This window comes from Nonlabens tegetincola, assembly GCF_002954355.1.
In the GTDB taxonomy this organism is placed as follows: domain Bacteria; phylum Bacteroidota; class Bacteroidia; order Flavobacteriales; family Flavobacteriaceae; genus Nonlabens; species Nonlabens tegetincola.
On sequence record NZ_MQVV01000012.1, the window covers coordinates 231270 to 257251 of the forward strand.

The 25982-nt window shown below is 35.6% G+C and carries 23 protein-coding genes; 11 read left to right on the forward strand and 12 right to left on the reverse strand.

Annotated elements, in window-relative coordinates; translation table 11 throughout:
- Positions 1 to 101 precede the first annotated feature (101 nt).
- Positions 102 to 2660 (reverse strand): translocation and assembly module lipoprotein TamL, encoded by a 2559-nt coding sequence (gene tamL / locus BST93_RS04890; RefSeq protein WP_105018294.1) that lies wholly within the window; start codon positions 2658 to 2660, stop codon positions 102 to 104.
- 24 nt (positions 2661 to 2684) lie between these two features.
- Here tamL and BST93_RS04895 point away from each other — a divergent pair, with 24 nt between their 5' ends.
- Positions 2685 to 3422 (forward strand): TrmH family RNA methyltransferase, encoded by a 738-nt coding sequence (locus BST93_RS04895; RefSeq protein ID WP_105018295.1) that lies wholly within the window; start codon positions 2685 to 2687, stop codon positions 3420 to 3422.
- Here the strand turns inward: BST93_RS04895 and porT are convergent.
- Positions 3409 to 4110 (reverse strand): type IX secretion/gliding motility protein PorT/SprT, encoded by a 702-nt coding sequence (gene porT, locus BST93_RS04900; RefSeq protein WP_105018296.1) that lies wholly within the window; start codon positions 4108 to 4110, stop codon positions 3409 to 3411. The genes BST93_RS04895 and porT overlap by 14 nt on opposite strands.
- Before the next feature lies 1 nt (position 4111).
- Entirely contained in the window at positions 4112 to 4846 is a 735-nt protein-coding gene (gene ubiE, locus BST93_RS04905; protein WP_042275886.1) for a bifunctional demethylmenaquinone methyltransferase/2-methoxy-6-polyprenyl-1,4-benzoquinol methylase UbiE, read from the reverse strand.
- A 199-nt stretch (positions 4847 to 5045) separates the two neighbouring features.
- On the opposite strand from ubiE, the gene trkA reads away from it, so the two are divergent.
- On the forward strand, positions 5046 to 6395 hold the full coding sequence (gene trkA / locus BST93_RS04910; protein ID WP_042275885.1) for a Trk system potassium transporter TrkA: 1350 nt from the start codon (positions 5046 to 5048) through the stop codon (positions 6393 to 6395).
- Positions 6395 to 7891, forward strand: a complete 1497-nt coding sequence (locus BST93_RS04915; protein WP_105018297.1) for a TrkH family potassium uptake protein — start codon at positions 6395 to 6397, stop codon at positions 7889 to 7891. The genes trkA and BST93_RS04915 overlap by 1 nt, the downstream gene beginning before the upstream one ends.
- A gap of 46 nt (positions 7892 to 7937) precedes the next feature.
- On the opposite strand, the gene BST93_RS04920 is transcribed toward BST93_RS04915, so the two are convergent.
- Positions 7938 to 9125 carry a pyridoxal phosphate-dependent aminotransferase gene (locus tag BST93_RS04920; RefSeq protein WP_105018298.1) on the reverse strand — a complete coding sequence of 396 codons (1188 nt, stop codon included), beginning with the start codon at positions 9123 to 9125 and terminating at the stop codon, positions 7938 to 7940.
- Positions 9126 to 9220: 95 nt separating this feature from the next.
- Here BST93_RS04920 and rsmG point away from each other — a divergent pair, with 95 nt between their 5' ends.
- Positions 9221 to 9862, forward strand: coding sequence for a 16S rRNA (guanine(527)-N(7))-methyltransferase RsmG (rsmG, locus tag BST93_RS04925; RefSeq protein WP_042275879.1), 642 nt, complete (start codon positions 9221 to 9223; stop codon positions 9860 to 9862).
- A gap of 59 nt (positions 9863 to 9921) precedes the next feature.
- On the opposite strand, the gene BST93_RS04930 is transcribed toward rsmG, so the two are convergent.
- Both BST93_RS04930 and BST93_RS04935 read right to left on the reverse strand, forming a co-directional pair.
- Positions 9922 to 11562, reverse strand: a complete 1641-nt coding sequence (locus BST93_RS04930; RefSeq protein ID WP_105018299.1) for a DUF6029 family protein — start codon at positions 11560 to 11562, stop codon at positions 9922 to 9924.
- A gap of 21 nt (positions 11563 to 11583) precedes the next feature.
- Complete coding sequence (locus BST93_RS04935; protein ID WP_105018300.1) at positions 11584 to 12060, reverse strand: TlpA family protein disulfide reductase; 477 nt, start codon at positions 12058 to 12060, stop codon at positions 11584 to 11586.
- A 163-nt stretch (positions 12061 to 12223) separates the two neighbouring features.
- On the opposite strand from BST93_RS04935, the gene BST93_RS04940 reads away from it, so the two are divergent.
- A complete protein-coding gene (locus BST93_RS04940; RefSeq protein ID WP_105018301.1) occupies positions 12224 to 13255 on the forward strand; it encodes an Omp28-related outer membrane protein in 1032 nt (343 codons plus the stop codon).
- Between the two features lie 69 nt (positions 13256 to 13324).
- Here BST93_RS04940 and pruA read toward each other — a convergent pair whose 3' ends face one another.
- The 4 genes from pruA to BST93_RS04960 all read right to left on the reverse strand — a co-directional run bounded on the left by pruA (position 13325) and on the right by BST93_RS04960 (position 17942).
- Positions 13325 to 14953, reverse strand: a complete 1629-nt coding sequence (gene pruA / locus BST93_RS04945) for an L-glutamate gamma-semialdehyde dehydrogenase (protein ID WP_105018302.1) — start codon at positions 14951 to 14953, stop codon at positions 13325 to 13327.
- A 144-nt stretch (positions 14954 to 15097) separates the two neighbouring features.
- Positions 15098 to 15484 carry a Co2+/Mg2+ efflux facilitator ApaG/CorD gene (gene apaG / locus BST93_RS04950; protein WP_042275874.1) on the reverse strand — a complete coding sequence of 129 codons (387 nt, stop codon included), beginning with the start codon at positions 15482 to 15484 and terminating at the stop codon, positions 15098 to 15100.
- Positions 15481 to 16659, reverse strand: coding sequence for a DUF3667 domain-containing protein (locus BST93_RS04955; RefSeq protein ID WP_105018303.1), 1179 nt, complete (start codon positions 16657 to 16659; stop codon positions 15481 to 15483). Before BST93_RS04955 ends, apaG begins: the two co-directional genes overlap by 4 nt.
- Positions 16660 to 16682: 23 nt before the next feature.
- Complete coding sequence (locus BST93_RS04960; protein WP_258150479.1) at positions 16683 to 17942, reverse strand: type IX secretion system plug protein; 1260 nt, start codon at positions 17940 to 17942, stop codon at positions 16683 to 16685.
- 182 nt (positions 17943 to 18124) lie between these two features.
- Between BST93_RS04960 and BST93_RS04970 the strand changes: the two genes are divergently transcribed.
- The 6 genes from BST93_RS04970 to nqrF are packed head-to-tail and all read left to right on the forward strand — an operon-like array spanning position 18125 to position 24072.
- Positions 18125 to 19465: a Na(+)-translocating NADH-quinone reductase subunit A gene (locus tag BST93_RS04970; RefSeq protein WP_105018306.1), complete on the forward strand. Its 1341-nt coding sequence runs from the start codon at positions 18125 to 18127 to the stop codon at positions 19463 to 19465.
- A gap of 3 nt (positions 19466 to 19468) precedes the next feature.
- On the forward strand, positions 19469 to 20644 hold the full coding sequence (locus tag BST93_RS04975; RefSeq protein WP_105018307.1) for an NADH:ubiquinone reductase (Na(+)-transporting) subunit B: 1176 nt from the start codon (positions 19469 to 19471) through the stop codon (positions 20642 to 20644).
- A 2-nt stretch (positions 20645 to 20646) separates the two neighbouring features.
- Positions 20647 to 21372: a Na(+)-translocating NADH-quinone reductase subunit C gene (locus BST93_RS04980; protein WP_105018308.1), complete on the forward strand. Its 726-nt coding sequence runs from the start codon at positions 20647 to 20649 to the stop codon at positions 21370 to 21372.
- A gap of 53 nt (positions 21373 to 21425) precedes the next feature.
- Positions 21426 to 22121, forward strand: a complete 696-nt coding sequence (locus BST93_RS04985; RefSeq protein WP_042275864.1) for an NADH:ubiquinone reductase (Na(+)-transporting) subunit D — start codon at positions 21426 to 21428, stop codon at positions 22119 to 22121.
- Positions 22122 to 22141: 20 nt separating this feature from the next.
- Positions 22142 to 22756, forward strand: a complete 615-nt coding sequence (nqrE, locus tag BST93_RS04990) for an NADH:ubiquinone reductase (Na(+)-transporting) subunit E (RefSeq protein WP_042275862.1) — start codon at positions 22142 to 22144, stop codon at positions 22754 to 22756.
- Positions 22757 to 22785: 29 nt separating this feature from the next.
- Positions 22786 to 24072, forward strand: coding sequence for an NADH:ubiquinone reductase (Na(+)-transporting) subunit F (gene nqrF / locus BST93_RS04995; RefSeq protein WP_105018569.1), 1287 nt, complete (start codon positions 22786 to 22788; stop codon positions 24070 to 24072).
- Positions 24073 to 24150: 78 nt separating this feature from the next.
- Here nqrF and BST93_RS05000 read toward each other — a convergent pair whose 3' ends face one another.
- Together BST93_RS05000 and BST93_RS05005 are read right to left on the reverse strand one after the other, a co-directional pair.
- Positions 24151 to 24564: a RidA family protein gene (locus BST93_RS05000; RefSeq protein WP_105018309.1), complete on the reverse strand. Its 414-nt coding sequence runs from the start codon at positions 24562 to 24564 to the stop codon at positions 24151 to 24153.
- A 2-nt stretch (positions 24565 to 24566) separates the two neighbouring features.
- Positions 24567 to 25964 carry an FAD-dependent oxidoreductase gene (locus BST93_RS05005; protein ID WP_105018310.1) on the reverse strand — a complete coding sequence of 466 codons (1398 nt, stop codon included), beginning with the start codon at positions 25962 to 25964 and terminating at the stop codon, positions 24567 to 24569.
- Positions 25965 to 25982: the final 18 nt, after the last annotated feature.

Here is a 25982-nt window from a genome sequence, read left to right on the forward strand (position 1 = left end):
GTTTCAATTCTTAAGTTAACAAAAATAGGTAATTATAAGCAGCTATCCTTAATATACCAATGAGTGTGTCAACTATTTGCAGTTTAATGTCCTACAACGTTTTAGAACGGATAATTAATCCCTACGTTAAGAACAGCACGATTAAATTTCATTTCTTTGAACCATCTTTCACCTGGATCGGCAGCAGGATTGTATGTTTTAAAACCAGCATCTAATCTCATTACGAAAAATCCAAAGTCATAACGTAATCCTACACCAGTACCTATTGCAAGAGCACCTAGGTCAGAAAAATCATTAAATATAGCATCTGGATCGTCCTCACTATCTAGCACATTCCATATGTTACCGATGTCGGCAAAAACGGCACCTTTAAACGCACCGGTAATAGGAAATCGATATTCTGCATTTAAAGCAATTTTCATATTGGCTTCATTGAAATCGTTAATTCCACCAGTTCTTCCTGGACCTAATTCATAAGCTTGCCAAGCACGGTTGTCGTTGGGACCACCTGCAAAGAAAGATCTTATGAATGGAATGTTGTCCGAGTTTCCATAAGGTATTGCAATACCAGCAAAGGTTCTTATTGCCAACACATGACCGTTGTAATATTGCCAGTGTTTTACATAATCAAACTCTGTTTTTACATACTGTGAAAACTCAACCCCAAAAACCTCTTTTTGTCCATTGCTGTTTTCTTCAACCCCAACTAAATCTGAAATTCCGGCAAGGACATTTCCTGCGAGTTCCACTCTAACGCTTATTCGTGAGAAATCATCATCATAGATTCCTTGCCTATTATTACGAATCCAGTTGTAACTAGAACTTATTATAAGGTTGTTTTGAGATAAACGTTGTCTTCTTTCTCTTATATTACGTATTACTTGCTGCTGTTCTGCAGTTGTAGATAAAGTGCCATTTAATCCATCTTGAATAAATTGAGAAGTTCCATCAGGTACAATTAGATCACCTTCATCATTTACATAGGTAGGACTGCTCAGGCTTAAATCATTTGCAATATCATTTAAACTACCATAGCTGCTGCGATAGACATTGAAAAAGTTGCCTGGATCTAAATTGCGCACATACTGTGCATTCACCAATTCAAAAATGGTACTTTTTACTGGCGTTTGCTGCCAATTATACCTTAATGCACCTTGTAAACTTTGTTTGTCTAGACCGATGTTAGTTTGACTGGTAAATCCAATGGTAAAATCGGTAGATGGTGACATGTACTTAGGAATGAAACCATCTGTTTCAAAGGGTACAAATAACCTAGGGAATGACAATCGCGCATCAGCGCCAAATTCTTGTAAATCAAAAAATCTAGAATCTCCTGTTGCTGCATTTGAACTTGCTCCTATATTTCCTCTAAAGGAGATGTCTAACAACTCACTTCCTTTAAATAAGTTACGTATGAGTAATGAAGTGTTTAAACCAATACCTAATGTTTGAATGTTGCTGTGTGTAGCCTCTGGTGCGATTTTTACATTAAACTTTTTCTTTGAGGTAAGAAGAACATTGGCTATCAGATCACGACCAGTTGAATCTGCAGGATCTGATACATAGCGTATTTGTGGATACAAAAAACTCTGTAGCTCAGTAATGCGCTTATAAGTTCGATCTCGATCCAGATCACGATATATATCGCCTTCATGAAAGAACACAGCATCAGTTAATGTATTACTGCGGTATTTACGTTTTCCATATCTAATGATATTGTAATCTTCATACCTAGTGGTATCTGCTGGAATACTATCTAGCTCATTTGTATAGTCTGGAATAATATTTACCTTACTTATTTTATGAACTCTAAATGGGGTTGTATAGGTAGAATCGCCTAATTGTTCTTCTCTGTCTTTGATAATAAGCGTGATGTTTGCTTTATAATCGGTATTAACAGTGTCGCCTTCAAATTTTATATATTCTTTTTCCATGTGATAGGCTCCATGGTTTCTAAAGTAGGTGTTTAGTCTATCACGTTCGTCAGTAAAATTTTGGGATAAATATTGTTCTCCAGCTACGACAAAACTTTTCCCTTTTGTAATTTGATATAATGAATCTATAGCTGTTGATTCTATTTTGGATTTAATTGAGTCAATTATATAAGGTTGATTGCGCTCAACTTTATATAAAATTTCAGCTCTTTTTTTTCTGGACTTTTCTATAATTTCATGAGAAACCTCTGTGTTAAAATATCCTTGATTCCAGTACCAGGCTTTTAAACGCTCTTCGGATTTTGTGACGAGCTCTTTGTCTATTATCGCCGGTGATTCTCCAGTACGTTTTAACCACTTATTGAAATCGATTAATGAATTGTATAGTTTGTTAGTTTGCTTTCGCGAAAGCGTATTTTCCAAAAACTCATCAGTACCAGAATGGCTATTCTTCCAGGCAGCGACAAGAGAGTCTTTGTTGGGTCTTGCTAAATTATAAATATGTAATCGTAGTGGGTAACCTATAAGTGGTAGTTTTGTATTAGGTTGTAGTGCTGGTAAAGTTTTTACTCTAGGATCATCTGGCGCTAGACTATCAACTAAAATTCTATTTTTAACAAGTAGATTTTTGTTTTGCGGCACTCTTTTTACCGCATTACAAGAAACGATAAGTAATAATAGAGTGCATATGGCTGCTATATGTAGAGTAAATCGTTTCTTTGTCATTCTAAAAATCAAAAGTATTAATAATTGCTTACTAGAAACTATATAAAACTCATAAAATCACTTTCTCGTAAAAAAGGAAGAGATACTCATGGATTGTTTGTAGTTGAAGGCTATAAGTCTATTCAAGAGTTATACCAATCTGGTCTTGATTGCAAGAGTGTATTTGTAACTTCTGGAAATCACAAGCTTGATCATCTAGAGCTTACGGTTGTTACAGAAAAGGAGATGAAGACAATTTCAAACTTAACAACGCCTCCTGGATATTTAGCCGTTTTTGAAATACCTAAGCAATCTACTATTCCACATGATGGTGGAATAATAGTGCTGGATGGTGTTAAGGATCCAGGGAACCTAGGCACTATAATAAGACTAGCAGATTGGTATGGCGTTTCTCATATAGTTTGTTCTCGTGATACTGTTGATTTATTTAACCCAAAATGTATCCAAGCAACGATGTCATCTATTGCAAGAGTACAAGTGTATTATAGGAATATTGAAGAATTCCTAAGTGAAACACAACGATCTGTATATATTGCTCATATGGACGGTGAGTCGTTATATTCTACCTCAATCCCTGAAAACGCTGCCATAGTTATGGGTAGCGAGTCTCATGGTGTAAGTGATTCGGTTAAGCAATTAGGAACACCAATTAGTATCCCATCTCATAGTACACATGGTGCGACTGAAAGTTTAAACGTAGCTATCGCAGCCGCTATAATTACGGCTCACTGGAAAAAGAGTTTGTCTTTTACTGGAAAGTAAAATTGATAAAGATACCTCTAGATTGCATACTCGAAATATTTCCTGTCCATGGACTGTTTACATCCATGTCAGGAACCAATTCATCCGTCATAGCAAATACACCTCGTATAGATGGAGAGAATTTAAAGTAGAATAGGTACAGGTCAACACCAATTCCTATTTCATAGTTAAATACATTAGTCATCTGTCTAAACTGTCCAGCAGAATTATCATCAGGATTTTCTTCATTACTGGATAAGTTTGACGACCATGAAAAGCCACCTACGACAAAGGGTTTCCAATTGTTTTTTCTTTTTGTCGAAAATTTGAGTAATAAGGGTACGTTGATGTAAGTAGATACCACCTCTCGTTCCTGTTGAGCAGGCGTCATTAAAGATGTATCTGGAAAAGTAAGTGTTCTATTTACAAAAACAATCCCAGGTTCAAGTCTTAAATTGAAATAGTCATTTAGTCTGACATCGCCTACAAGACCTACATTAAAACCAACACTTGTTTCGGTATTAATTTCCTCGGTTAATTCATTATAATCAAATTTATAATCATATGAGTTAAAGCCTAAATAGTAACCCCAAGTGTATCGTTGTTTGTCAAAATTTTCTCTATTTAAAATTTTTTCTTTAGAAAAAAGTTGAGCATTAGATAGTTGAGCGCTCAATAATAGCACTATAGTGATAATGAATATTCTCATATTATCCTTTTGTAGCTTTATAAATGGTGGAAGCACCGTAAAATTGTAAATAATTATCTACTTCATTAAACCCAACTTTCTTTAAAATATTGTTGAAAGCTTCCCCATGAGGAAATTGTGCGGCGCTTTTAGAAAGATATCCATATGCAGTTTTATCTTTAGAAAAAAGCTTTCCTAAAGTAGGAACAATTAAATTAGAATATAAATAGTACCCTTGCTTAAAAGGAAATTTGGTAGGAACACTGGTCTCTAGAACAACTAGAATACCACCAGGTTTTAAAACTCTTAGTATTTCTGATAACCCTTTCTCTAAATCTTCAAAGTTTCTTACGCCGTAACTTACGGTAATTGCATCAATTGAATTATCATCATACTTTAGGTTTTCTGAATCTCCAAGTACCATTTCAATACGGTCATCTAGTTCTTCTTTACTAACCTTAATTTTTCCTATTTCTAGCATACCGCTAGAGATATCCAGTCCTATTAATTTAGTAGCATTGGTCTTTTGAGCCATTTTAATAACCAGATCACCAGTCCCTGTAGCGATGTCCATTATTACATCTGGTTTTGATTGAGCTACAAGATCTACAACATTATCTCTCCATTTTTGATCTAATCCTAAAGAGATAACTCTATTCAAACCGTCGTATTCACCACTAATGTTGTCAAACATTTTTGTGACTTGTTGTTTTTTACCGGTCTGATTGTTTTTGTATGGTTTAACTTCGTTTGCCAATTGATACAGATTTATTATGCAAAGATAATAGGTATAAAAGAGCTTATTGTTATGATTATTAGGATTAACTGTTAAGCAAGATGTAAACTTTTGTTTTTTGTAACAATAGTTTTTATTCCTAAACAGGCTTTTAATTATGGTTATTTATGAGACTTATTCCTTGCATTCTCCTATCTTTGAGGTATAGAACATTGTTTTTATGAAAATCATTATTGCAGGTGCAGGTGAGGTAGGTTTTCATCTTGCTAAGTTGCTGTCCTTTGAATCACAGGATATTACACTTATCGATCCTGTTAAGGAGAATCTATATCATGCAGACTCACATCTAGATATAAGAACCTTAAGAGGTGATGCAACATCTATCAAAATTCTTCAAGATGCCAAAATTGATGCTGCAGATCTTGTTATAGCTGTAACAGCGAGTGAAACTACTAATATTACCATATCTGTTCTTGCTAAACAATTAGGAGCAAAACGTACCATAGCCAGAATTTCTAATACCGAGTTTTTAGAACATCAAGACAATTTAGGTTTTAAAAATTTTGGTATTGATGAATTAATCAGTCCTGAAAGTTTAGCTAGTAAAGAAATTGAATTATTACTTAATCAAAGTGCTTTCAATGATTCTTATGAATTTGAGAATGGGGCATTGACTATGGTAGGTGTAAACCTTCCTAGAAATGCTCAAATGGTTGGAAAAACAGTACAACAAGCTGGTGAAATATTTCCTGAAGTTCATTTCATGCCAATTGCGATTCAAAGATTTGGTACACAATACACTTTGATACCTCGTGGTGATACTAAGTTTAAAGAAGGAGATCAGGTTTATTTTATTACCACTCCAGATGGTGTCGAAGAGCTTTACAAACTTTCGGGTAAAACCAAACATACTGTAAAGAACTTAATGATTTTAGGAGGAAGTAAAATAGGAATTCAAAGTGCCGAAAAACTTTCAAAAGCAGGAATAAATGTTAAGTTAATAGAAATAAATCCAGCTAAAGCCTTTGACCTAGCAGATCAGTTGCCAGATGTTCTCGTTCTTAATGGAGATGGAAGGAATGTTGAACTACTTCAAGAGGAGAGTATACATGAAATGGATGCTTTTATCTCTGTAACTGGTAATAGTGAGACAAACATTATTTCTAGCTTAATGGCTAAAAGTAAAAGTGTTAATAAGACAATAGCACTTGTTGAGAATATGGATTATTTTCAATTATCTCATAGTATAGGTATTGATACCTTAATTAATAAAAAGTTACTTGCAGCAAACAATATCTTTAGATATGTGAGAAAAGGCGAAGTGGTTGCTATGACCAAGCTGAATAACATGAATGCCGAGCTGCTGGAATTTATTGTAAAACCAGACAGTGACATCTGCAATAAAAACCTAGTTGAAGCAGGTTTGCCTAGAAGTGCAATCGTTGGTGGTGTAATAAGAAATGGGATCGGAAATATTGCTCTAGGAAATTTTAAAATTGAAGCAGGTGATAGAGTAGTGGTATGCTGTCTACCTAGATCCATTTCTAAGGTTGAAAAATTATTCTTGTAATGACTAGACTTAATTACAAAATAATTATTTACATCATGGGACTACTGTTATTGTTTAACGGTGGTTTTATGTTTTTGAGTGCTGCTGTAAGTGCTATTTATAGAGAGCCAGAAGGCATTGATATACTTATGGCTGGAGTAGTAGCTATAATTTTAGGTGCTATTTCTATGTATCTAACTCGTAAACATCAACGTGTTTTACATAAAAAAGAAGGCTATTTAATTGTTTCATTGGGATGGTTAATTATGGCTTTTGCGGGAACTATGCCTTATGTTTTTTCAGGTGCTTTGGATAATTATACCGATGCTTTTTTTGAAACAATGAGTGGTTTTACTACTACTGGTGCTAGCATAATGAATGATATAGAAATAATGCCAAAAGGTGTTTTATTCTGGCGTAGTCTCACACATTGGATTGGTGGAATGGGTATTATTGTACTAGCAGTTGCTATTTTACCTTTATTAGGAATTGGTGGTATGCAATTATTTGCCGCAGAAGCACCTGGTCCAAGTGCTGATAAATTACATCCTAGAATCACCGACACAGCAAAAAGATTATGGCTTATTTATGTAGGTTTTACAGGAATTGAAACAATACTACTTAGAATAGCAGGAATGAATTGGTTTGATGCTATTAACCACGCTTTAAGTACTTTATCTACAGGTGGATTCTCTACAAAAAATGCTAGTATGGCGTATTGGAATGATAATCCAGCGGTACAGTGGATCATCATTGTTTTCATGTTTATTGCAGGAACTAATTTTGTACTTAGTTATTTTGCTTTCAAGGGAAGATTCAGTAGGATTTTAAAGGACACTGAATTTAAATGGTACGCAGGATTTGTTTTATTATTTACATTAATTTCTGCTGTTCTTATTTATTATCAAGCAGATTTAACTGCCTCAACAATTTCTCACCCATTAGTTGCAGGAAGAGCAGAAGGCTCATTAAGGCATGCGGTTTTTCAAGTTTTGGCAGTGATGACCACTACTGGATTTGTGACTGCAGATTATACGCTTTGGACTCCGTTTTTAACCATAATGTTCTTTGGTCTCTTCTTTCTCGGCGGTAGTGCAGGATCTACATCTGGTGGAGTAAAAGTAGTTAGGCACATCATTTTGATAAGGAATGGAATTATGGAATTTAAAAGGACCTTGCATCCTAGTGCTATAATTCCTGTTCGTTATAACGGAAGAGCGGTCCCTAGCAATAATGTATTTAGCGTTCTAGGTTTTTTTATTCTTTACATGCTATCCTTTATTATAGGTGCAGTAGTACTTGCTGCATTAGGGCTTGATTTTGATACAGCTATTGGAGGAGCGCTTAGTAGTTTGGGTAACGTTGGGCCTGCTTTTGGTGATCTTTCTCCTGTAGATAATTTTGCGGGTTTACCAGATTTAGGAAAATGGTGGTGTAGCTTCCTTATGCTTATTGGAAGGTTAGAGTTATTTACAGTACTTATCCTTTTCACGCCTTTCTTTTGGCGTAATCGATAATTAAGATTTGCTTATCATATAATTGAAAAAAACTGTACTTTCTAGATTAAGAAAGTACAGTTTTTATTCTTTGTAAAGCTTCTTTAATTTGATCTTCACTTGCAGCATAGGATATTCTAATACAGTTAGGAGCTCCAAACGCATCGCCAGAGACTGTTGCTACATTTGCTTCCTCCAGAATCATTAAAGAAAAATCTGTAGCATCTTTAATCACATGACCTTTTATAGTCTTTCCAAAAAATGAACTCACGTCTGGAAATACGTAAAACGCACCATCTGGAGTATCAGTTACAAAACCTTCTATTTCAGAAAGTAAACTGAGAACTAGATCTCTGCGTTTAGAAAATGCATCTATCATGTATTGTATTTTGCTCACTGGAGCTTTTAATGCAGTAATTACAGCACGTTGTGCGATACAATTTGCACCGCTAGTGATTTGGCCTTGCATTTTATTACACGCTCTAGCGATCCAGGAAGGAGCTCCTATATAACCAATTCTCCAACCAGTCATCGCAAAAGCTTTTGAAACACCATTCACCACAACAGTTCTTTCATACATTCCATCAATCTCGGCCATGCTAGTGTAGGTTCCTGTGTAATTAATATGTTCGTAAATTTCATCACTCACCACGATAATATTAGGGTAGTCTTTTAATACACCAGCGAGACCTTCTAGCTCTTCCTTACTGTAAACGGCACCACTAGGATTATTTGGCGATGAAAACAAAACCATTTTAGTTTTAGGTGTTATAGCATCTTTTAATTGTTGAGGAGTTATTTTGAAATTTTGTTCTACTCCAGCTCTTACCTCTACCGGGACTCCTTCTGCTAGTTGCACGATTGCCGCATAACTTACCCAGTAAGGTGCAGGTAGAATACATTCATCACCTTCATTGAGCAAGACCATTGCTACATTAGCAATAGATTGTTTTGCTCCAGTAGAGACTACAATTTGATCGCGGTTATACGTAAGATTATTATCCCTATTAAACTTTTCGATTACAGCATCCTTTAATTCAGTATATCCATCGACAGGTGTATAGCTGTTATAATTTTCATTGATTGCCTGGATAGCAGCATCTTTAACAAAATCTGGTGTATTAAAATCAGGTTCACCTAGGCTTAATCCTATTATATCTTTCCCTTGTTCTCTTAATTCTCTAGCTTTTGCAGCCATTGCGAGAGTTGCACTTGTAGGTAAGTTGTTGATCCTGTTAGATAGATGCTCTTTCATTAGTAGTGATGTTTAAATACAAAAATAACCAAGGTGATAAGAATATACCTAACAGGCTAAGATAATGTTCTATTTTTGTACAAAAATTTTACACCTTGGCACAAATCATAAAAGATTATTTTCCTCACATTACTGATGAACAGTTTTCTCAATTTCAGGCGCTAGAATCCCTTTATAAGGAATGGAACAGTCAGATTAATGTAATTTCACGTAAAGATATAGACGAGCTCTACACAAGGCATGTTTTACACAGTTTAGGGATTGTTTCTGTAGTACGCTTTCGCGAAAGCTTACCCAATACTCCAGGAGGAACAAGGGTGCTTGATGTAGGAACTGGCGGAGGCTTTCCTGGAATACCGCTTGCAATTATGTTTCCAAAAACTAAATTTCATCTTATAGACGCGATTGGCAAAAAGATAAAGGTTGTTAACGCGGTAGTAGAGGCTTTGGGTTTACAAAATGTGACTACTGAACATGGAAGAGCAGAAAAAGTGAAGGGAAGATTTGACTTTGTTGTAAGTCGTGCTGTAACAAATATGCCAGATTTTGTTAAATGGACTCGTAATAAAATTAGAAAGGATAGTTATCACAGCATTGAGAATGGCATTTTATATTTAAAAGGTGGAGACTTAACCAAGGAACTGAAACCATTTCCAAATGCTTATCAGTATAATCTTGATGAGGTTTTTGAAGATGAGTTTTTTGAAACGAAAAAAGTGGTTCATCTACCTTTATAAAGTGTTTAACATAAAAAAAACCTGCATATAGCAGGTTTTTTTATGTTTAAAATCTCGGATTAAAAATTAGTCGTGAGATTAAGTGTAAGACCAGTATTTTCTGGAACAAACCTACAAACACCACCTACACAAATCAGTCCACCACGCTGTCTACCATAATTAAGGGCTACTCTCGTACGGCCTTTGGTATAAGAACCACCAACTGAATAGTAGTGAATCTCGGTATCATCATAGTTGTACAAGTCGGCCACGTAAAGAGAAAGTGACGTGTTAAAAGCGTATTCCAATGTTGCTGCTGCCCAGTTACCTCTATCAGCATCTGCAGATAAATGTTGAGCGTCAAATCTAACTGATCTTCCCTTTCCTAAATCATAGAGAAGATCTGCTACAAATGCAGTACCATTAAGTTCTGACTGTCCATCTAGTAAATTTCCACCTTCAATATTTTTAGCGTTGTAATAAGTTTGAGCGGCTGTAAACTTCGCAGAAAGCGCTTTGCTAAATTTGGTGTTTAATTGAAAGCTAAACTCTTCAAAGTATTTCTTACCTCTAGAAAACAAGCTTGCATCATAATCATTGTTCGGTACGTCAAATGATGAGTCTAAACCTGCCCAATTTGAGTAGTTTAAAGAGTAAGTAGTTCCATGTTTAAATCCGAATAGAGAACCAGGTTTTGCTGTATGAACTACGTCTAACTGTCCTCCAATTTCTCCGGCTTCTTCTTCATCTGGATTTAAGAATACTTGTGGATTGTATACATAGATATTGCGTACCATGTAACTACTTTGCTTAGTGTATCCTGGTACAAAATTGATAGTTTGATTTAAAAAAGGGTTACCTGCTTGTTCTCTGTCAGAGAAAAAGCCCATATTTTCGGTAGCTCTTAAAGTTGTATTTATTCCTAAACCTGGAATAGAGTATCCTAAATTTAGTAATAACGCACGCCCGTCAAAGTAGTTACCTAATAAAGGTGTGCCACCAACAATAACTGCATCTGGTTCCTTGTAAACATACTCTGCTTGTAAGTTAAATTTGTCAAAGTAAAGATCTCCTCTCATACTATATGCATTGACGGTCGATGGGAAATCTGGATCTGCAGATGTGTTTACTTGATATCGTCCTACATAGCTAGCACCTATATTTATTCCAGTTTCCGTATCTAATAGTTCTCCTAAATCAAATTCTGAATTTATACCTTGTACTGTACCTTCAGATAATTCAAAGCCAGTTCTTTGATTCCCAATGAATCCTGTAGCTTCAAGATAATCATTAAAGGCATAGTTGACTCTTATTCCTCTTATCGAATTATCGATACCTAAGGTGTGATCTTCCCAGGTTCTAAATATTAATCCGCTACCAAATTGATCATAGAAATTACCAGCTGTGATTTCCAGATCCTTATGTTTAAAAGTCGCAAAATAGGTTGCGATTCCATTTCCTTCAAATCCTTCAAAGTAACCTAATAAAGGAGAAGGTTGATACAATTCATACTGAGCGCCGACAGTAAATTTACCTTGAGTATATTGAATCTTGAGATAGTTGTTTGAACGAAATTGATCTTGAGGAGCTACACCATTAAGTATTCCGTCATCATCTTGATACCATTGGGAATTGGATTCCAAACCACCAGAAAATGTCCCATCTTGAGCGTTTATATTAAAAGCGATTACAAGTGCTGCCAATAGCAGATAATTTTTCATAAATCAGTGTTGGATTGAATTTTAAATGTGTTTTTTGTACTCTTCATAAAGTTCTTCCTCAGCTCCAGGTGTGAAGCTAGAGTGGCGGTATACAATTTTATTGTCCTTTACGATTAAGGTGAGAGGAATGTTAGGATTGCCTAGATACCTGATAATTTCATTTTTTTTATCTAACAAAACTGTATAGGGCCATGCTCTACCATTTACTTCTGTTTTTACCCTTGGTTTTGATCTAGCGTCGTCAGTTGCTATAGCATATAGTTCAAATCCGATCTCTTCTTGCAGCTCGTTATAATCTAATTTAATAGCATCTAGCTCTTTCATGCAAGGAGTACACCATGTTGCCCAAAATGAAAATACTACTGGTTTATCCTTACTGAGCTCAGAGAGAGTTACTTTTTTGCCATTGAGATCCTTAAGAATGATTTCTGGAAGTTCGGTTTGAGAATAGCTTATTGATGAAAATATCAATAAAGCTAATAGAATAAGTTTTTTCATATAATTAAGTTTTGAAATGCAATTATAACAGTTCTTTAATAAATAATGTGCCAAACTGCATTTTAGTTAAAACTTTTCATTATTAAAAATCAATGTATTAGGTTTTTAAAACATTGTTTTTATATTTGGTTATTCTTAAATAATCGTTAAAACAACTTAAATTATGAAAACAGCTAACTTTTTAAAGATCTTTTTGCTTTTAGTTGCGGTAACCTTAACCTCGTGTTCATCAGAATCTACAGATGATGGAGGAGGCAATGGTAATGGCAATGGTGAATTAGTGCTATCTGCAAATAAGACTAGAGTATATGAAAATACAGTCGTGACTTTCACAGTAATGAACGGTAGTACTAATGTAACTTCTCAATCCACGATTTCCTTGGATGGAACTCCTATCAGTGGCAATTCTGCTTTATTATCAACTGTCGGATCAAAGGTAGTTACTGCCGAATATGATGGTGCTAGTACTAATAATGTTGATGTTGAGGTAATTGTACCTTCGTACTCCACAAAAATGTTAATAGAGGATTATACCGGTGCTTGGTGTGGATGGTGCCCTAGAATCTCTCAAGGGATTGAAGATTTAACAGGATCAAACCCTAATGTTATTGCTGTTGCGATTCATAATGGTGATTCCATGGCCTTTCCATTGGAAGGTCAAATGAGACAACAATTTGGGGTAAACGGTTTTCCGACCGGAATACTTAATAGAGATCAAACATGGAGTTCAACATCGGGAAGTTCAATGAACTTAACCCAGCCAAATGTGTATTTAAATAGAGTACAGCCAGTTGGTTTAGCGATTAATTCTTCGATCAGTAATGATCTACTTTCTGCAACAGTAAAAGTAGGATTTGATTTAGACGAATCAGGATTATATCTTGTTGTTTATGCTTTAGAGAATGGAATCATAGCGAACCAAAGTAATTATACAAATAATTACGGAGGAGTAGATCCTATACAAGGATTTGTTCATGAGCATGTTTTATCAAAGAATCTTACTGATGTTTTTGGAGATCCTATACCAGCAGATCAACAGGCCGGAGGAAATGAGTATTCTGTAACGCTTACATCTAGTGTGGCTGGAGTTGCAAATCAAAATGATATGGAGATTGTTGCATTTGTGGTAGACGCTTCGGGTAAAGTAGTAAACGTGCAAAAGGCACAAGTTGGTACTAATGTTGACTTTGATTAATTAAATTTCAACACAAAAAAAGCCGATTCAATTTTATTGAATCGGCTTTTTTTACATCTAGTTTTATAACTATTCACCCAAGAAAGGGTATCTGTAATCCACAGGACTTACAAATGTTTCTTTAATCATTCTAGGAGAAACCCATCGCAAAAGATTTAATTTTGAACCTGCTTTGTCGTTGGTTCCAGAGGCTCTAGCTCCACCAAATGGTTGTTGACCTACAACAGCACCAGTAGGTTTATCGTTTAAATAGAAGTTTCCTGCACAGTTTTCTAATGCTTTTACGGCTGTACCTAGTGCATATCTATCCTGTGAAAAAACAGCTCCGGTAAGAGCGTATTCACTTGTGCTATCAACTAACTTTAGGGTAGCTTCAAAATCTTCATCTTCATATACATACACTGTGATTACTGGACCAAACAACTCTGTTTCCATAGTTGGGTATTTTGGATCAGTAGTTACGATAACCGTAGGGTCAATAAAATATCCTTTTGATTTATCATAGTTACCACCAATTATTACTTCGGCATTAGAATCTTTTTTAGCTTGGTCTATGTAAGAAGTTATTTTATCAAATGAGCCTTCGTGTATAACTGCTGTAATGAAATTACTCATGTCTTCAGGACTACCCATTTTAAAACTGTCACAGTCCTGGCGTACTAATTTTTCAACCTCTGGCCACATGCTTTGTGGAATATAAGCCCTAGATGCAGCGCTACACTTCTGACCTTGAAATTCAAAAGCACCTCTTGATATAGCCGTAGCTACTTGTTGGGGTATAGCACTTTTATGTGCAACTATAAAGTCTTTTCCACCTGTTTCACCTACAATTCTAGGGTAGGTTTTGTAAGTGTTAATATTTGCACCTATTTGTCCCCAAATACTTTTGAATACTCCTGTTGATCCAGTAAAATGTATTCCAGCAAAGTCTGGATGAGCAAGCACTTCTTCAGTCATCATAACTGGATCTGCGTTTACCATATTTATTACTCCATCTGGAACACCTGCTTCTCTAAAGACGTCCATAACAACTTTTGCACTCAACATTTGATGGTCGCTAGGTTTCCATACAGTAACATTACCCATAAGGGCAGCACTCGCTGGTAAATTACCAGCAATTGCGGTAAAGTTGAAAGGAGTTACACAGTAAACAAAACCTTCTAACGGTCGGTATTCTAAACGATTCCATGCACCGCTTGTTGACTCAGGCTGCTCAGAGTAGATCTCTGTCATGTATTCTACATTGAATCTCAAAAAGTCTATTAATTCACAAGCGCTATCAATTTCTGCTTGATAAATCGTTTTTGATTGATTGATCATGGTGGCAGCATTAATCTTTGCACGATAAGGTCCTGCAATTAGTTCTGCTGCTTTTAGGAAGATCCCGGCGCGGTTTTCCCAGCTCATTTGTGACCATTCTTTGCGCGCTTCAAGTGCTGCCGCAATAGCTTGCTGTACTTCATCCTTGCCTGCAATGTGGTAAGTACCTGCATTATGCTGGTGATCATGTGGTGGTCGTACCGTTCCTGTCGTGCCAGTTTTTATTTCTTTACCATTGATAAATAATGGTATTTCTGTATTGGCGTTAAACAATTCCCTATATGCAGCTAGAACTTCTTCTCTTTCTTTAGAGCCTGGTTCATAGCTTTTTATTGGTTCATTAACTGCAACTGGTACGTTGAAAAATCCTTTTCCCATGTTGTGAAATTTATACTTTTAATTATGGTGTGAAAATACAACTTTATTCAGGCTTGAATAAAAGCCTGATTATAAATTAATGTGAATGAATGGAAAGTTGATTGTGTGTAATCTCGCTTTCGCGAAAGCGTAATAAATACTAGACTAGTTTAACGCAAATGGAGCGCTAAGTTTAAAGGTAGGAATGACTACATTAAACTGTTTTGTAGTGGTGAAATTTACCATGGTGTAATGACCGCTCATATTACCGAATGGTGAGGTTAGTAAACAGCCGCTTTGATAACTGTGTCTTTCTCCTGGTTTAAGAACGGGTTTTTTTCCTATCACGCCTTCACCATCTACATGTTCTGTTTTTGATAGACTATCTTTAATGCGCCAGTGTCTATAGGTTAATTGTACACTGTCCTTACCTTGATTTTCAATGGTGATTTTATAACCAAAGGCATAGTGCATTTTATAATTCTTATAAAATGTACCTTCAAAACTCGTTTGAACAGAAATTTTTATACCTCTAGTGACTTGTTGTATCATAAATCTACTGATGCAAAGATACTAAAGATTAAAAATAAGCTACTGGCGATACTAAGAAGAAAGAAAAATGCAAAATTGATAAGAACAAATTTTATAAGAGTTTTAATCCTACTTTGCCCATAAAACTTGCGTAAAGACTTATATAGATAAAAGGGACCAACCAACAAGAATAGGATACTGGAAACGATACTTGTATTAAAAATTAAGGTTTCTAATAGTACTAGGTAAAGGCATAAAAACACAAATGTGAGTAAATGAAAATTGAAAACCATATGTTCCATATAATTCCACGGTCCTCGTGCATAAATCAACCAAAAAAACAGACTAATAAATGGTGCAAAAAAGAATAGAAATATTGGAATTTTTGGGATTATGACACCTAGTATTTCTAATGGACTGTCAGAAATATTTTCAAATTTTCTAGAGTTGTTATAGCGTTTAATATTGAAAGCGTCGATTCTATGTTCAAGTGCTGTCAATGCACTTACAGCACTTGCTTCGGGATGTTTTTTAGAATAATGGGAGTAATCATCCATTTGTTTAAAGAAGCCTGAAAAATAATTTATACTATCTAGTTTTGATTGAGTAGTATATTCTTTACTCAGTTTGATTTTAGTAGAATCCTTTTCAAGCACTTTTATAGATTGGTCTATTGCAAAATTCTCAATCATGTTACGTGATCCATACAGGCTGTCCCTAGATTTTTTGATTTTATTAATTAAGTCTTGTTTGTTTACAACATTGCTATCGATTTCTATATTGAATGGGTTTTGATCCTCTTGTTTTACAGTGAATTTAAGTGGATCTTGGTTAGATTGATCTTTGTCAACATATGAGCTTGCTAGTATTAAAAGTTGTACGAGTAAGAAAAATACGATGGTAACAGATAGGAAAAACCTAAAAGGATTTGCATAGGATATTCTCTTGCCTGCGCAGTATTCTTTAGTAACGTGCCCTGGCTTGAATAATAGATGTTTAATAGTGCGCCACAATCTAGAATCATACGAAAATACATTGGAGAAAAACTCTTGAAAGAAATCTTTAAGCGCAAGACGTTTCGTGGTATTTAATTGACCACACTGGTGACAATACTTGTCAATATTTTCAAGCGGAGTGCCGCAGTTCAAACATTCTTGACCTCTATATTTTATAAGTGATCGGTTGGTAGGTTTCATAAAATCAAATGTGGCTTAATGATTTAATTTGTAATGTTTCTGCTATTCGCAGACCCTTTTCCTATTAACCTATCATAACGGCCACCTATCTCTCTAAAATATGCCAAGACAGTGTACTCGTTCTCTGTTTGCCAATTATTTCCTGCTACGAATCCGTAATCTATGCGGCCATCAGGATGGACAACTGCATATTTATAATTGTAAAACCCTTGTTTCAAAGTCAGTGTGGTGCTGTAAGAACTACCGTTCTCACTAGGAATCATCATGTTTTCATCACTCACTTGAAATCCATTATAATTACCCATAACATGTAAGGTAGATCCTCTAGGGATTTCTATATCCTTTGTGTCTAAGCTAAAGTGGATCTTTACATACTCTGCTTGTACAGCATTGTCTTCATTGTCAATTGTAGTTACTTTGAATCCACCATTTATATCAGGGAAAAAAGTGTAGTCTCTGTTTTTTCTGGGTAAATCTACAAATAGAAAAGCCTCATAGAGATCTTTTTTAATGACGTAATCGATATTTACATTAGGTGCTCTAAAATCTCTATTTTCAAAATTTAGATATTCATTACCGGCCCAAAAGCTTGATTTCTCATCATATCGATATACTTGTTTGTTTCCTAAATTAAATTGTGGCTTCAGTTGATCAATCGTATTTGTTAAGTCCAAGTTTTGAATTACAGTAACCTTTAATTGCTCATTAGGATTTATAAAATTTACTTCTTTACTATCTATGTTAAACTCAACTCGTTGTTGAGTATTAACGTAATTTAAGTCTCGAGCTCTTCTCACGGCAACACCTACTTGAGCTATATCCTCTACGATCATAAATTTCCTTGAAAAAACAAGTTCCCTATCATCATTGTAGATATGAATCATGTAATTGCCACTCACTTTAAAACCTTGTGTAAATTGATTAGGTATCGTTAATGTATAGTGGGAATAAGGTTGTAATGTGGTAAAGGAATTGCGATAATTGAAGATACGCATATCATCGATACCTTCTAGAAATTCATTTTTAAACAATCTACTAGATTTCCAGTCGTGGTCGTAGTGTTCAAATTGATAATAATAGTCTGCTTCGTCACCTATAATATCATCAAATTCTAGTTTGATGGTATCACCCATATTAAATATAGGTAGCATATTTTCGGCAGGAACATTAAATACAACAGTTTTTATGTAATCTGGATCATTAACAAGTTCATTCATCTCTTGCGATTGCAAGAAAAAAGCATTGAAAAAAACTGTAAAGAATAACAATAAATACGACTTCATAATGGTCAAATATGGGATAAATATAAGGTATGATGCTGTTTTTATTACGCTTTCGCGAAAGCAGTGCCAAAAACTTGCTTAAACAACAATTTAGAACCTTTCTAAATAAATAAGTTAGAGTTAAAAAAGACCTTTTATCCTTAAATTTGCAGACCTTAAAAATAAGACTAAAATAACGTCCTATGTCAAAAGACATTAGAGTAAGAAAAGGGCTTGATCTAAAGCTCAAAGGAGAAGCAGATAATGCGATCGTAGATGCTTCAAAGTCTTCTGTTTATGCAATCAAACCTGCTGATTTTCATGCGGTAGTACCAAAAATGGTGCTTAAGGAAGGTGCTTCAGTTAAAGCTGGAGAGGTCATCTTTTATTCAAAGTATGATGAAAAGGTAAAATTTGTGTCGCCAGTTTCTGGAACATTGACTAAAATTTTACGTGGTGCAAAACGCAGAATTCTAGAAGTTCAAATTACTCCTAACGGAAGTAATGATGTAGTTAAACATGATGTTGTGAATCCTTCACAAGCCAGTGCAGAACAGGTGCGTGAGATTTTACTTGAAAGCGGTTGTTGGCCGTTTATCATCCAGCGTCCTTACAGCATTGTTGCTAGTCCAGAAGATACACCAAAAGCAATTTTTATTTCGGCTTACACGACTGCGCCATTAGCCGGTGATGCAGATGTAATACTCGCAGATAAGAAAGAAGCTTTTCAAAATGGTGTAACTGCACTAAGTAAAATAGCTCCAGTTTATATTGGTGTAGGTAAAAACTCGCCTATTGCCACTGTTAAAGATGCTACTGTTTATAAAGTGAAAGGTAAGCATCCAGCTGGTAACGTAGGTGTGCAAATCCATAAGGTGTTACCACTTAATGCTGGTGAGCGCGTGTGGACAGTTGGTTTTGAAGATGTAGCTACTATTGGAGATGTTTTTACCACTGGAGTATTCTCTGCACAACGTACTGTAGCTCTTGTGGGTACTGATGCTGATAAGGATTCTAGAAAGTATTACAGAACTATTCTAGGAGCGCAAGTTGATAGTCTTACAGGTGGGAACGTAGATACCGAAAATACGAGAATCATATCTGGAGATGTTCTTACTGGTGATAAGTTAGAGAACGGACAATTTATTAACTATTATCATAACACGCTTACTTTAATTCCTGAAGGAAATGAGTATGCGTTTATGGGTTGGTTGCCATTTACACGTAACAAAGTACCTTCAAATGCAGGAACTTCTTTATCCTGGTTGTTAGGTGGTAAAAGAAAAGTAGACACAAACCTTAACGGTGAGGAACGTGCTCTAGTTGTTACCGGTGAAATGGAAGATGTAATGCCTATGGATATTTATCCAATGCAATTGATCAAGGCTTGTATGTCAGGTGATATTGAAAAAATGGAAAATCTAGGTATTTACGAGGTTGCACCAGAGGATTTTGCACTTGTTGATTTTACTAATACTTCCAAACTTGAAGCGCAAGAAATAATACGCAACGGTTTGGACTTAATGATAACAGAAGTAGGATAAACTATGAAATGGATTAGACGTAAACTGGATCAGGCTAGAAAGCCTTTTGGACCAGGTCAGAAATTAGAGAAGTATGCACCTGCTATTAATGCATTTGATACTTTCTTATTTACCCCAAATCACACTACAAAGAAAGGTGCTCACGTACGTGACGTTGTGGATCTTAAGCGTACTATGATTACGGTTGTAATTGCGCTTATACCAGCCTTAATTTTTGGTATGTGGAATGCAGGAGCTCAATACCTTTATCAAGAAAGAAACCTTGGTAGTGTGACTGATGTTCCTTTTTGGGAAGCATTAACTGAAGGAGCAATATTAGTGTTTCCTCTTATTGCAGTTAGTTATATAGTTGGATTGACCATCGAATTTATTTTTGCGATTTATCGTGGTCACGAAGTGAATGAAGGTTACCTAGTAACTGGTTTGCTTATACCTATGATTTTTCCGGTAGATATTCCATTGTGGATGTTAGCTATATCGGTTGCTTTTGCCGTACTTATAGGTAAAGAAGCTTTTGGAGGTACAGGTATGAATATCTTAAACCCAGCATTAACAGCGCGTGCATTTGCGTTCTTTGCTTACCCATTATACATGTCAGGTAATCAAATATGGGTTCATGAAGGTAGTACCGATTCTATTTCTGGTGAAACGATTTTAGGATCACTAGCTGAAGGTAAAGAAGTGGCTTATAGTTTTTCTGATGCTTTCATAGGCTTTATACCAGGATCAGTGTCAGAGACATCTACTCTTATGATTTTAATAGGAGCTGCCATTTTAATCCTTACTAAGGTAGGAAGCTGGAGAATCATATTAAGTGGATTTATAGGAGCTGCTGTAATGGGATTGATTTTTAATGCCTTTGGTTCAAATGCTCTAATGTCATTTGATTGGTACATGCATTTAGTAGTTGGCGGATTGGCATTTGGACTAGTATTTATGGCAACAGATCCTGTGAGTGCTGCTCAAACTTTTAAAGGTAAATGGATTTATGGTTTCTTATGTGGATTCTTTGGGGTTATGATACGTGTATTCAATCCAGCGTATCCAGAAGGAATTATGCTTGCTATTTTATTAATGAATGTGTTTGCTCCAACCATTGATCATTACGTGGTTCAAGCAAATGTGAGTAAACGTAAAAAACGCCTGGCAAAAGCTAAGGCTAATCTTCAAACCGCTTAGTCATGGATAGAAATTCAAACGCTTATACTTTTTTGTTTGCTATTGCTCTTGTAGCAGTTGTTGCTAGTGCTCTAGCATTTGCAGCTACTAGTCTACAACCAGCACAAGCAAAAAACGTGAAAGAAGAAAAAATGCAAAACATCCTAGGTACAGTAGGAATTGAGACTTCTAGAGATAGTGCTCAGGTTTTGTTCAATAAATATATTGTAGATCAGGTTGCACTTTCTAATGATGGTACTCCTAAGGCTGATGTAAATGCTTTTGAGGTAGATCTTAAAAAAGAACTTAAGAAGCCTGTAGAAGAACAAGCATTTCCACTTTACGTGGCAAATGTTGAAGGCTCAAAATATTATATTGTTCCTTTAAGAGGTAAAGGTCTTTGGGATGCAATATGGGGTTACATAGCTCTTAAAGATGATGTGAACACCATTAAAGGTGCTGTATTTGATCACAAGGGTGAAACTCCTGGTCTAGGTGCCGAAATTACTCAAGGATGGTTCCGTAAAAGATTTGAAGAAGAAAAAATCTTTGATGGTGATGGTAATTTTATAGGTGTATCTGTTGCTAAAGGATATCAAGGTGGAGATAATAAGGACGATAACGCAGTAGATGCCATTTCGGGAGCTACCATTACAGGTGATGGTGTTACTGATATGATTTCAGAAAGACTTAAGAATTACCTTCCTTATTTCGAGAAAAATACTAACATAAAAGTGGCTATGAAGTAAGCCGGTGCTTACTGTTGTTACGCTTTCGCGAAAGCGAGATAAAAACAAATTTTATGTCAAAAGAACTAAACAAAAAAGAAGAACTAATCCTTTTTCTATCTGATACAGATGAAAGAGAAGGATTGTTGGGAAAGAAAAATCGTAAACTTCTTTCTGATCCTCTTACCGATAACAACCCTATTACCGTACAGGTATTAGGTATTTGTAGTGCACTTGCAATTACAGTTCAATTGAAGCCTGCGATTGTAATGAGTCTTGCTGTAATGGCCGTAATGGCTTTCAGTAACATGATTATCTCATTACTTAGAAATTCTATTCCTTCAAGAATACGTATTATCGTTCAACTTGTTGTGGTTGCTGCACTTGTAATTCTTGTAGATCAAGTATTAAGAGCCTATGCTTATGATGTTTCAAAAGAATTATCAGTATTCGTAGGTTTAATTATTACCAATTGTATTGTAATGGGTCGTCTTGAAGCATTTGCATTAGGTAATGGTGTTTATAAATCATTTCTTGATGGTATAGGAAATGCAGCAGGATATGCTTTCATACTTATACTGGTAGCATTTTTCAGAGAGTTATTAGGTGCTGGGAAACTTTTTGGTTATCAAGTGATCCCAGATTCTTTCTATGAATTTGGATATTCCAATAATGGTTTGATGTTATTGTCGCCTATGGCACTTATAACGGTAGGAATCATTATATGGGTGCAAAGAAGTAGAAACAGAGCATTAATAGAAGAAAACTAAACTAAGAAATAGTATATATCATGGATTTAATTAATCTTTTTGTAAGAAGCGTTTTCATAGAAAACATGGTTTTTGCCTATTTCTTAGGTATGTGTTCTTATCTAGCGGTATCTAAGTCGGTTAAGACTGCTGTTGGTCTAGGTGCCGCAGTTGTATTTGTACTTGGAATTACAGTTCCTATCAACTTTTTACTAGATACTTACCTACTAAAGCCTGGTGCTTTAACTTGGTTAGATGCTAGTTATGCAGACGTTGATTTAAGCTTTTTAAGTTTTATCATGTTTATTGCAGTTATCGCAAGTATGGTACAATTAGTTGAAATGGTCGTAGAACGATTTGCTCCAGCTTTGTATGGTGCTCTAGGTATATTTTTACCTCTTATTGCGGTAAACTGTGCGATTTTGGGAGGTTCTTTATTTATGCAACAAAAAGACTTCAGTGGTATAACTGAGTCTGCTGTATATGGTTTAGGATCTGGAGTAGGATTTTTCCTTGCGATTCTAGCGATTTCTGCCATTCGTGAGAAAATTGCTTACTCAAATGTACCTGCACCGCTTAGAGGACTAGGTATTACATTTATAATAACAGGACTTATGGCTCTAGGGTTTATGAGTTTTATGGGAATTGAAATATAATTTTAGAAACAGCTATTATGGATTCTAATATGATTACATTAATTGCAGCAGTTGTTATTTTCTTAACACTTATTCTGTTGCTAGTATCTTTGCTTTTAGGAGCAAAATCAAAGCTTTTACCGTCAGGTCCTGTGACCATTAATGTAAACGGTGAAAAAGATATTACTACTGATTCTGGAGGAACTTTATTAGGTACTTTGGGTAATAATAAATTGTTCTTACCATCAGCTTGTGGTGGTGGTGGAACTTGTGTTCAGTGTAAATGTATTGTTACTGAAGGTGGTGGTGCTATCCTACCAACTGAGGTTCCACATTTTACTCGTAAAGAGATTGCAAATGGATGGAGATTAGGTTGTCAGGTTAAGGTAAAACAAGACATGAAAATCGAAATTCCTGAAGAGGTATTTGGAATTAAAAAATGGGAGGCAGAGGTTGTGCGTAATTACAATGTAGCTTCTTTTATTAAAGAGTTCGTAGTACGTCTTCCTGAAGATATGGATTATGAAGCTGGTGGATACATTCAAATCGAGGTTCCTAAATGTGAAGTTCGTTTTGAGGATATGGATATCACTGCTCACCCAGAGGAGCATGACACGCCAGACAAATTTCAGGCAGAATGGGATAAATTTAATTTATGGCCATTAGTAATGAAAAACCCTGAAACTGTAGAACGTGCTTACTCGATGGCTTCTTTCCCTGCTGAAGGTAGAGAAGTAATGCTTAACGTGCGTATTGCTACGCCGCCATGGGATCGAGCTAAAAATGGTTGGATGGATGTAAACCCTGGTGTAGCTAGTTCTTACATTTTTAATCAGAAACCAGGTAATAAGGTTGTGATATCAGGACCTTATGGAGAGTTCTTTATTAATCACAGTGATGCAGAAATGCTTTACGTAGGTGGTGGAGCAGGAATGGCACCTATGAGATCTCACTTGTACCATTTATTCAAAACCTTGAAAACTGGTCGTACAGTTACTTATTGGTATGGTGGTCGTTCAAAGCGTGAATTATTCTACATTGAGCATTTCCGTGAGTTAGAAAGAGAATTTCCAAACTTTAAGTTCTTCATGGCTTTAAGTGAACCAATGGAAGAAGATAATTGGAAGCTTAAAGATGATATCCATAGTGAAGGTGATGGTTTCCAAGGTTTCATACACCAGGTGGTAATTGATCAATATTTATCTAAGCATGAAGCACCAGAGGATATTGAGCTATATTTCTGTGGTCCTCCATTGATGAATCAAGCGGTTCAAAAAATGGGTGAGGATTTTGGAATACCTGATGAAAATATCAGATTTGACGATTTTGGAGGTTAATACTTCTCATTTATATTAAAAAACCCAGCTTTTAAAGCTGGGTTTTTTATTTCATTAAAATGCGAATATGGAATTTATTTACTCCGATTGTACAGGTAAGTAAGCAACTGCTTTAATTTCTATCAACAAGTGCGGATGCGGTAATTGATGCACGGCTACTGTGGTTCGAGTAGGGCCAGAATAATCAAAATATTGAGCGTAAGTCTCGTTATAACCACCAAAGTCGTTCATGTTAACGAGAAACGTTGTGATATCAACTACGTTCTTCAAACTAGCTCCTTGAGTCTTTAAGATGCTATCGATGTTTTCTAGAACTGCTTTGGTTTGCTCTTTAATATCGAGATTTGTGGTTCCCATTTCATCCACTTCAACACCTGCAAACGTGTTGTCTGATCGTCTACTGCTCGTTCCTGAAACGTATAAAAAGTCTCCAACTCTCTTTACATGTGGATATTTACCACGTGGCTTTGCTTTTCCTTCTATTACTCCCATAATTAATTTCTAAACCAGAGAATATCCTTAGTCTTACGAGATATTTCAAATAATAAATCGTTTTCATGATCCTCTGGACTGATAATATTTTCTTTTAATAAGTATAAAATAGCTCTGTCTTGCGCTCTTCCTTGAAGCATGGCTTCTCGGTATGAGATGCCTTCTACTGGAAATGTAACTAGTGAATATTTAGATTGATATTCTTCTTTGGCAAAATGAGACTCCAATAGCATTTCAATTTGACGTTTTTTCTTAAAGTCACTGTTTGCTACACTATCACGCATCTCAATAAAATTATCAAGAGCAAGATCTGCTATCGCGTCAGTATTAGGTTTTCTTGTTTCAGCGAAATCACTGAATGCTTTGCTCCAATATTTATTACGGTCTAATGTCAAATCAAAATCAACTACATCTTCAAAACTGGCATTCATACCTTGTCCATAGAATGGTACGATGGCATGTGCAGCATCACCAATTAAAAGGCTTTTACCGTAAGCATCCCACGGATTACATTTGATAGTACCTAACGGTGGAGTAGGATTATTATTAAATTGCTCGACAAGATCTGGTATGTGTGGAACAACATCACTAAAATAGGTATTGAAAAACTCAATAACACTGCGATCATTTTTTAAATCTTCAAACGAAGGCCCTTCTTTACTTTTATAATCTAGGAATAAAGTAAGTGTAAAGCTTCCATCTAAATTAGGTAACGCAATAAGCATGAAACCACCTCTAGGCCAAATGTGTAAGGCATTTTTTTCTATACGCCAACTTCCATCTTCTGCAGGAGGAATACTTAATTCTTTATAACCATGAGGTAACCATTCAATACTATGAGAAAACAAAAAATCTCTTTGTTTGACCATAGCCTTACGAACGGCGCTCCCAGCACCATCAGCACCAAAAATTAAATCAGCCTTCCATGTTTTTTCTTCGTTTGACTCGCTATCATGATATGTGATAGTAGTGTTCTCTAAATCTACTTGTAAAACTTCATCATTGAAGTCAATTTGCACATCGTCATACTTATCTGCTTCATCCAATAATAATTTATTGAGTTCTTCACGAGATATCGAATTGATGTACTCACCTTCTCGACCACTGTAATTTGAAGTAAATGTGCTACCATCTATATTATGTATTAACCTGCCGTGCATAGGAATACATAAATCCTTGACTTTTTCCTCAAGACCTACAAGTTTTAAACCTTTGAGGCCACGATCAGAAAGAGCAAGATTTATAGATCTACCACCATCAACTTGTTGAGACCTCATGTCTGGTCGTTTTTCTAAAATGTCAACCTTGTATCCTCGTTGTGCTAGACGTAACCCTAATAGTGAGCCACATAGACCAGCCCCAGAGATTAATATTTTTGTGTCTTTATTGTTTATTTCCATAAGCTTATGCCTACTGTT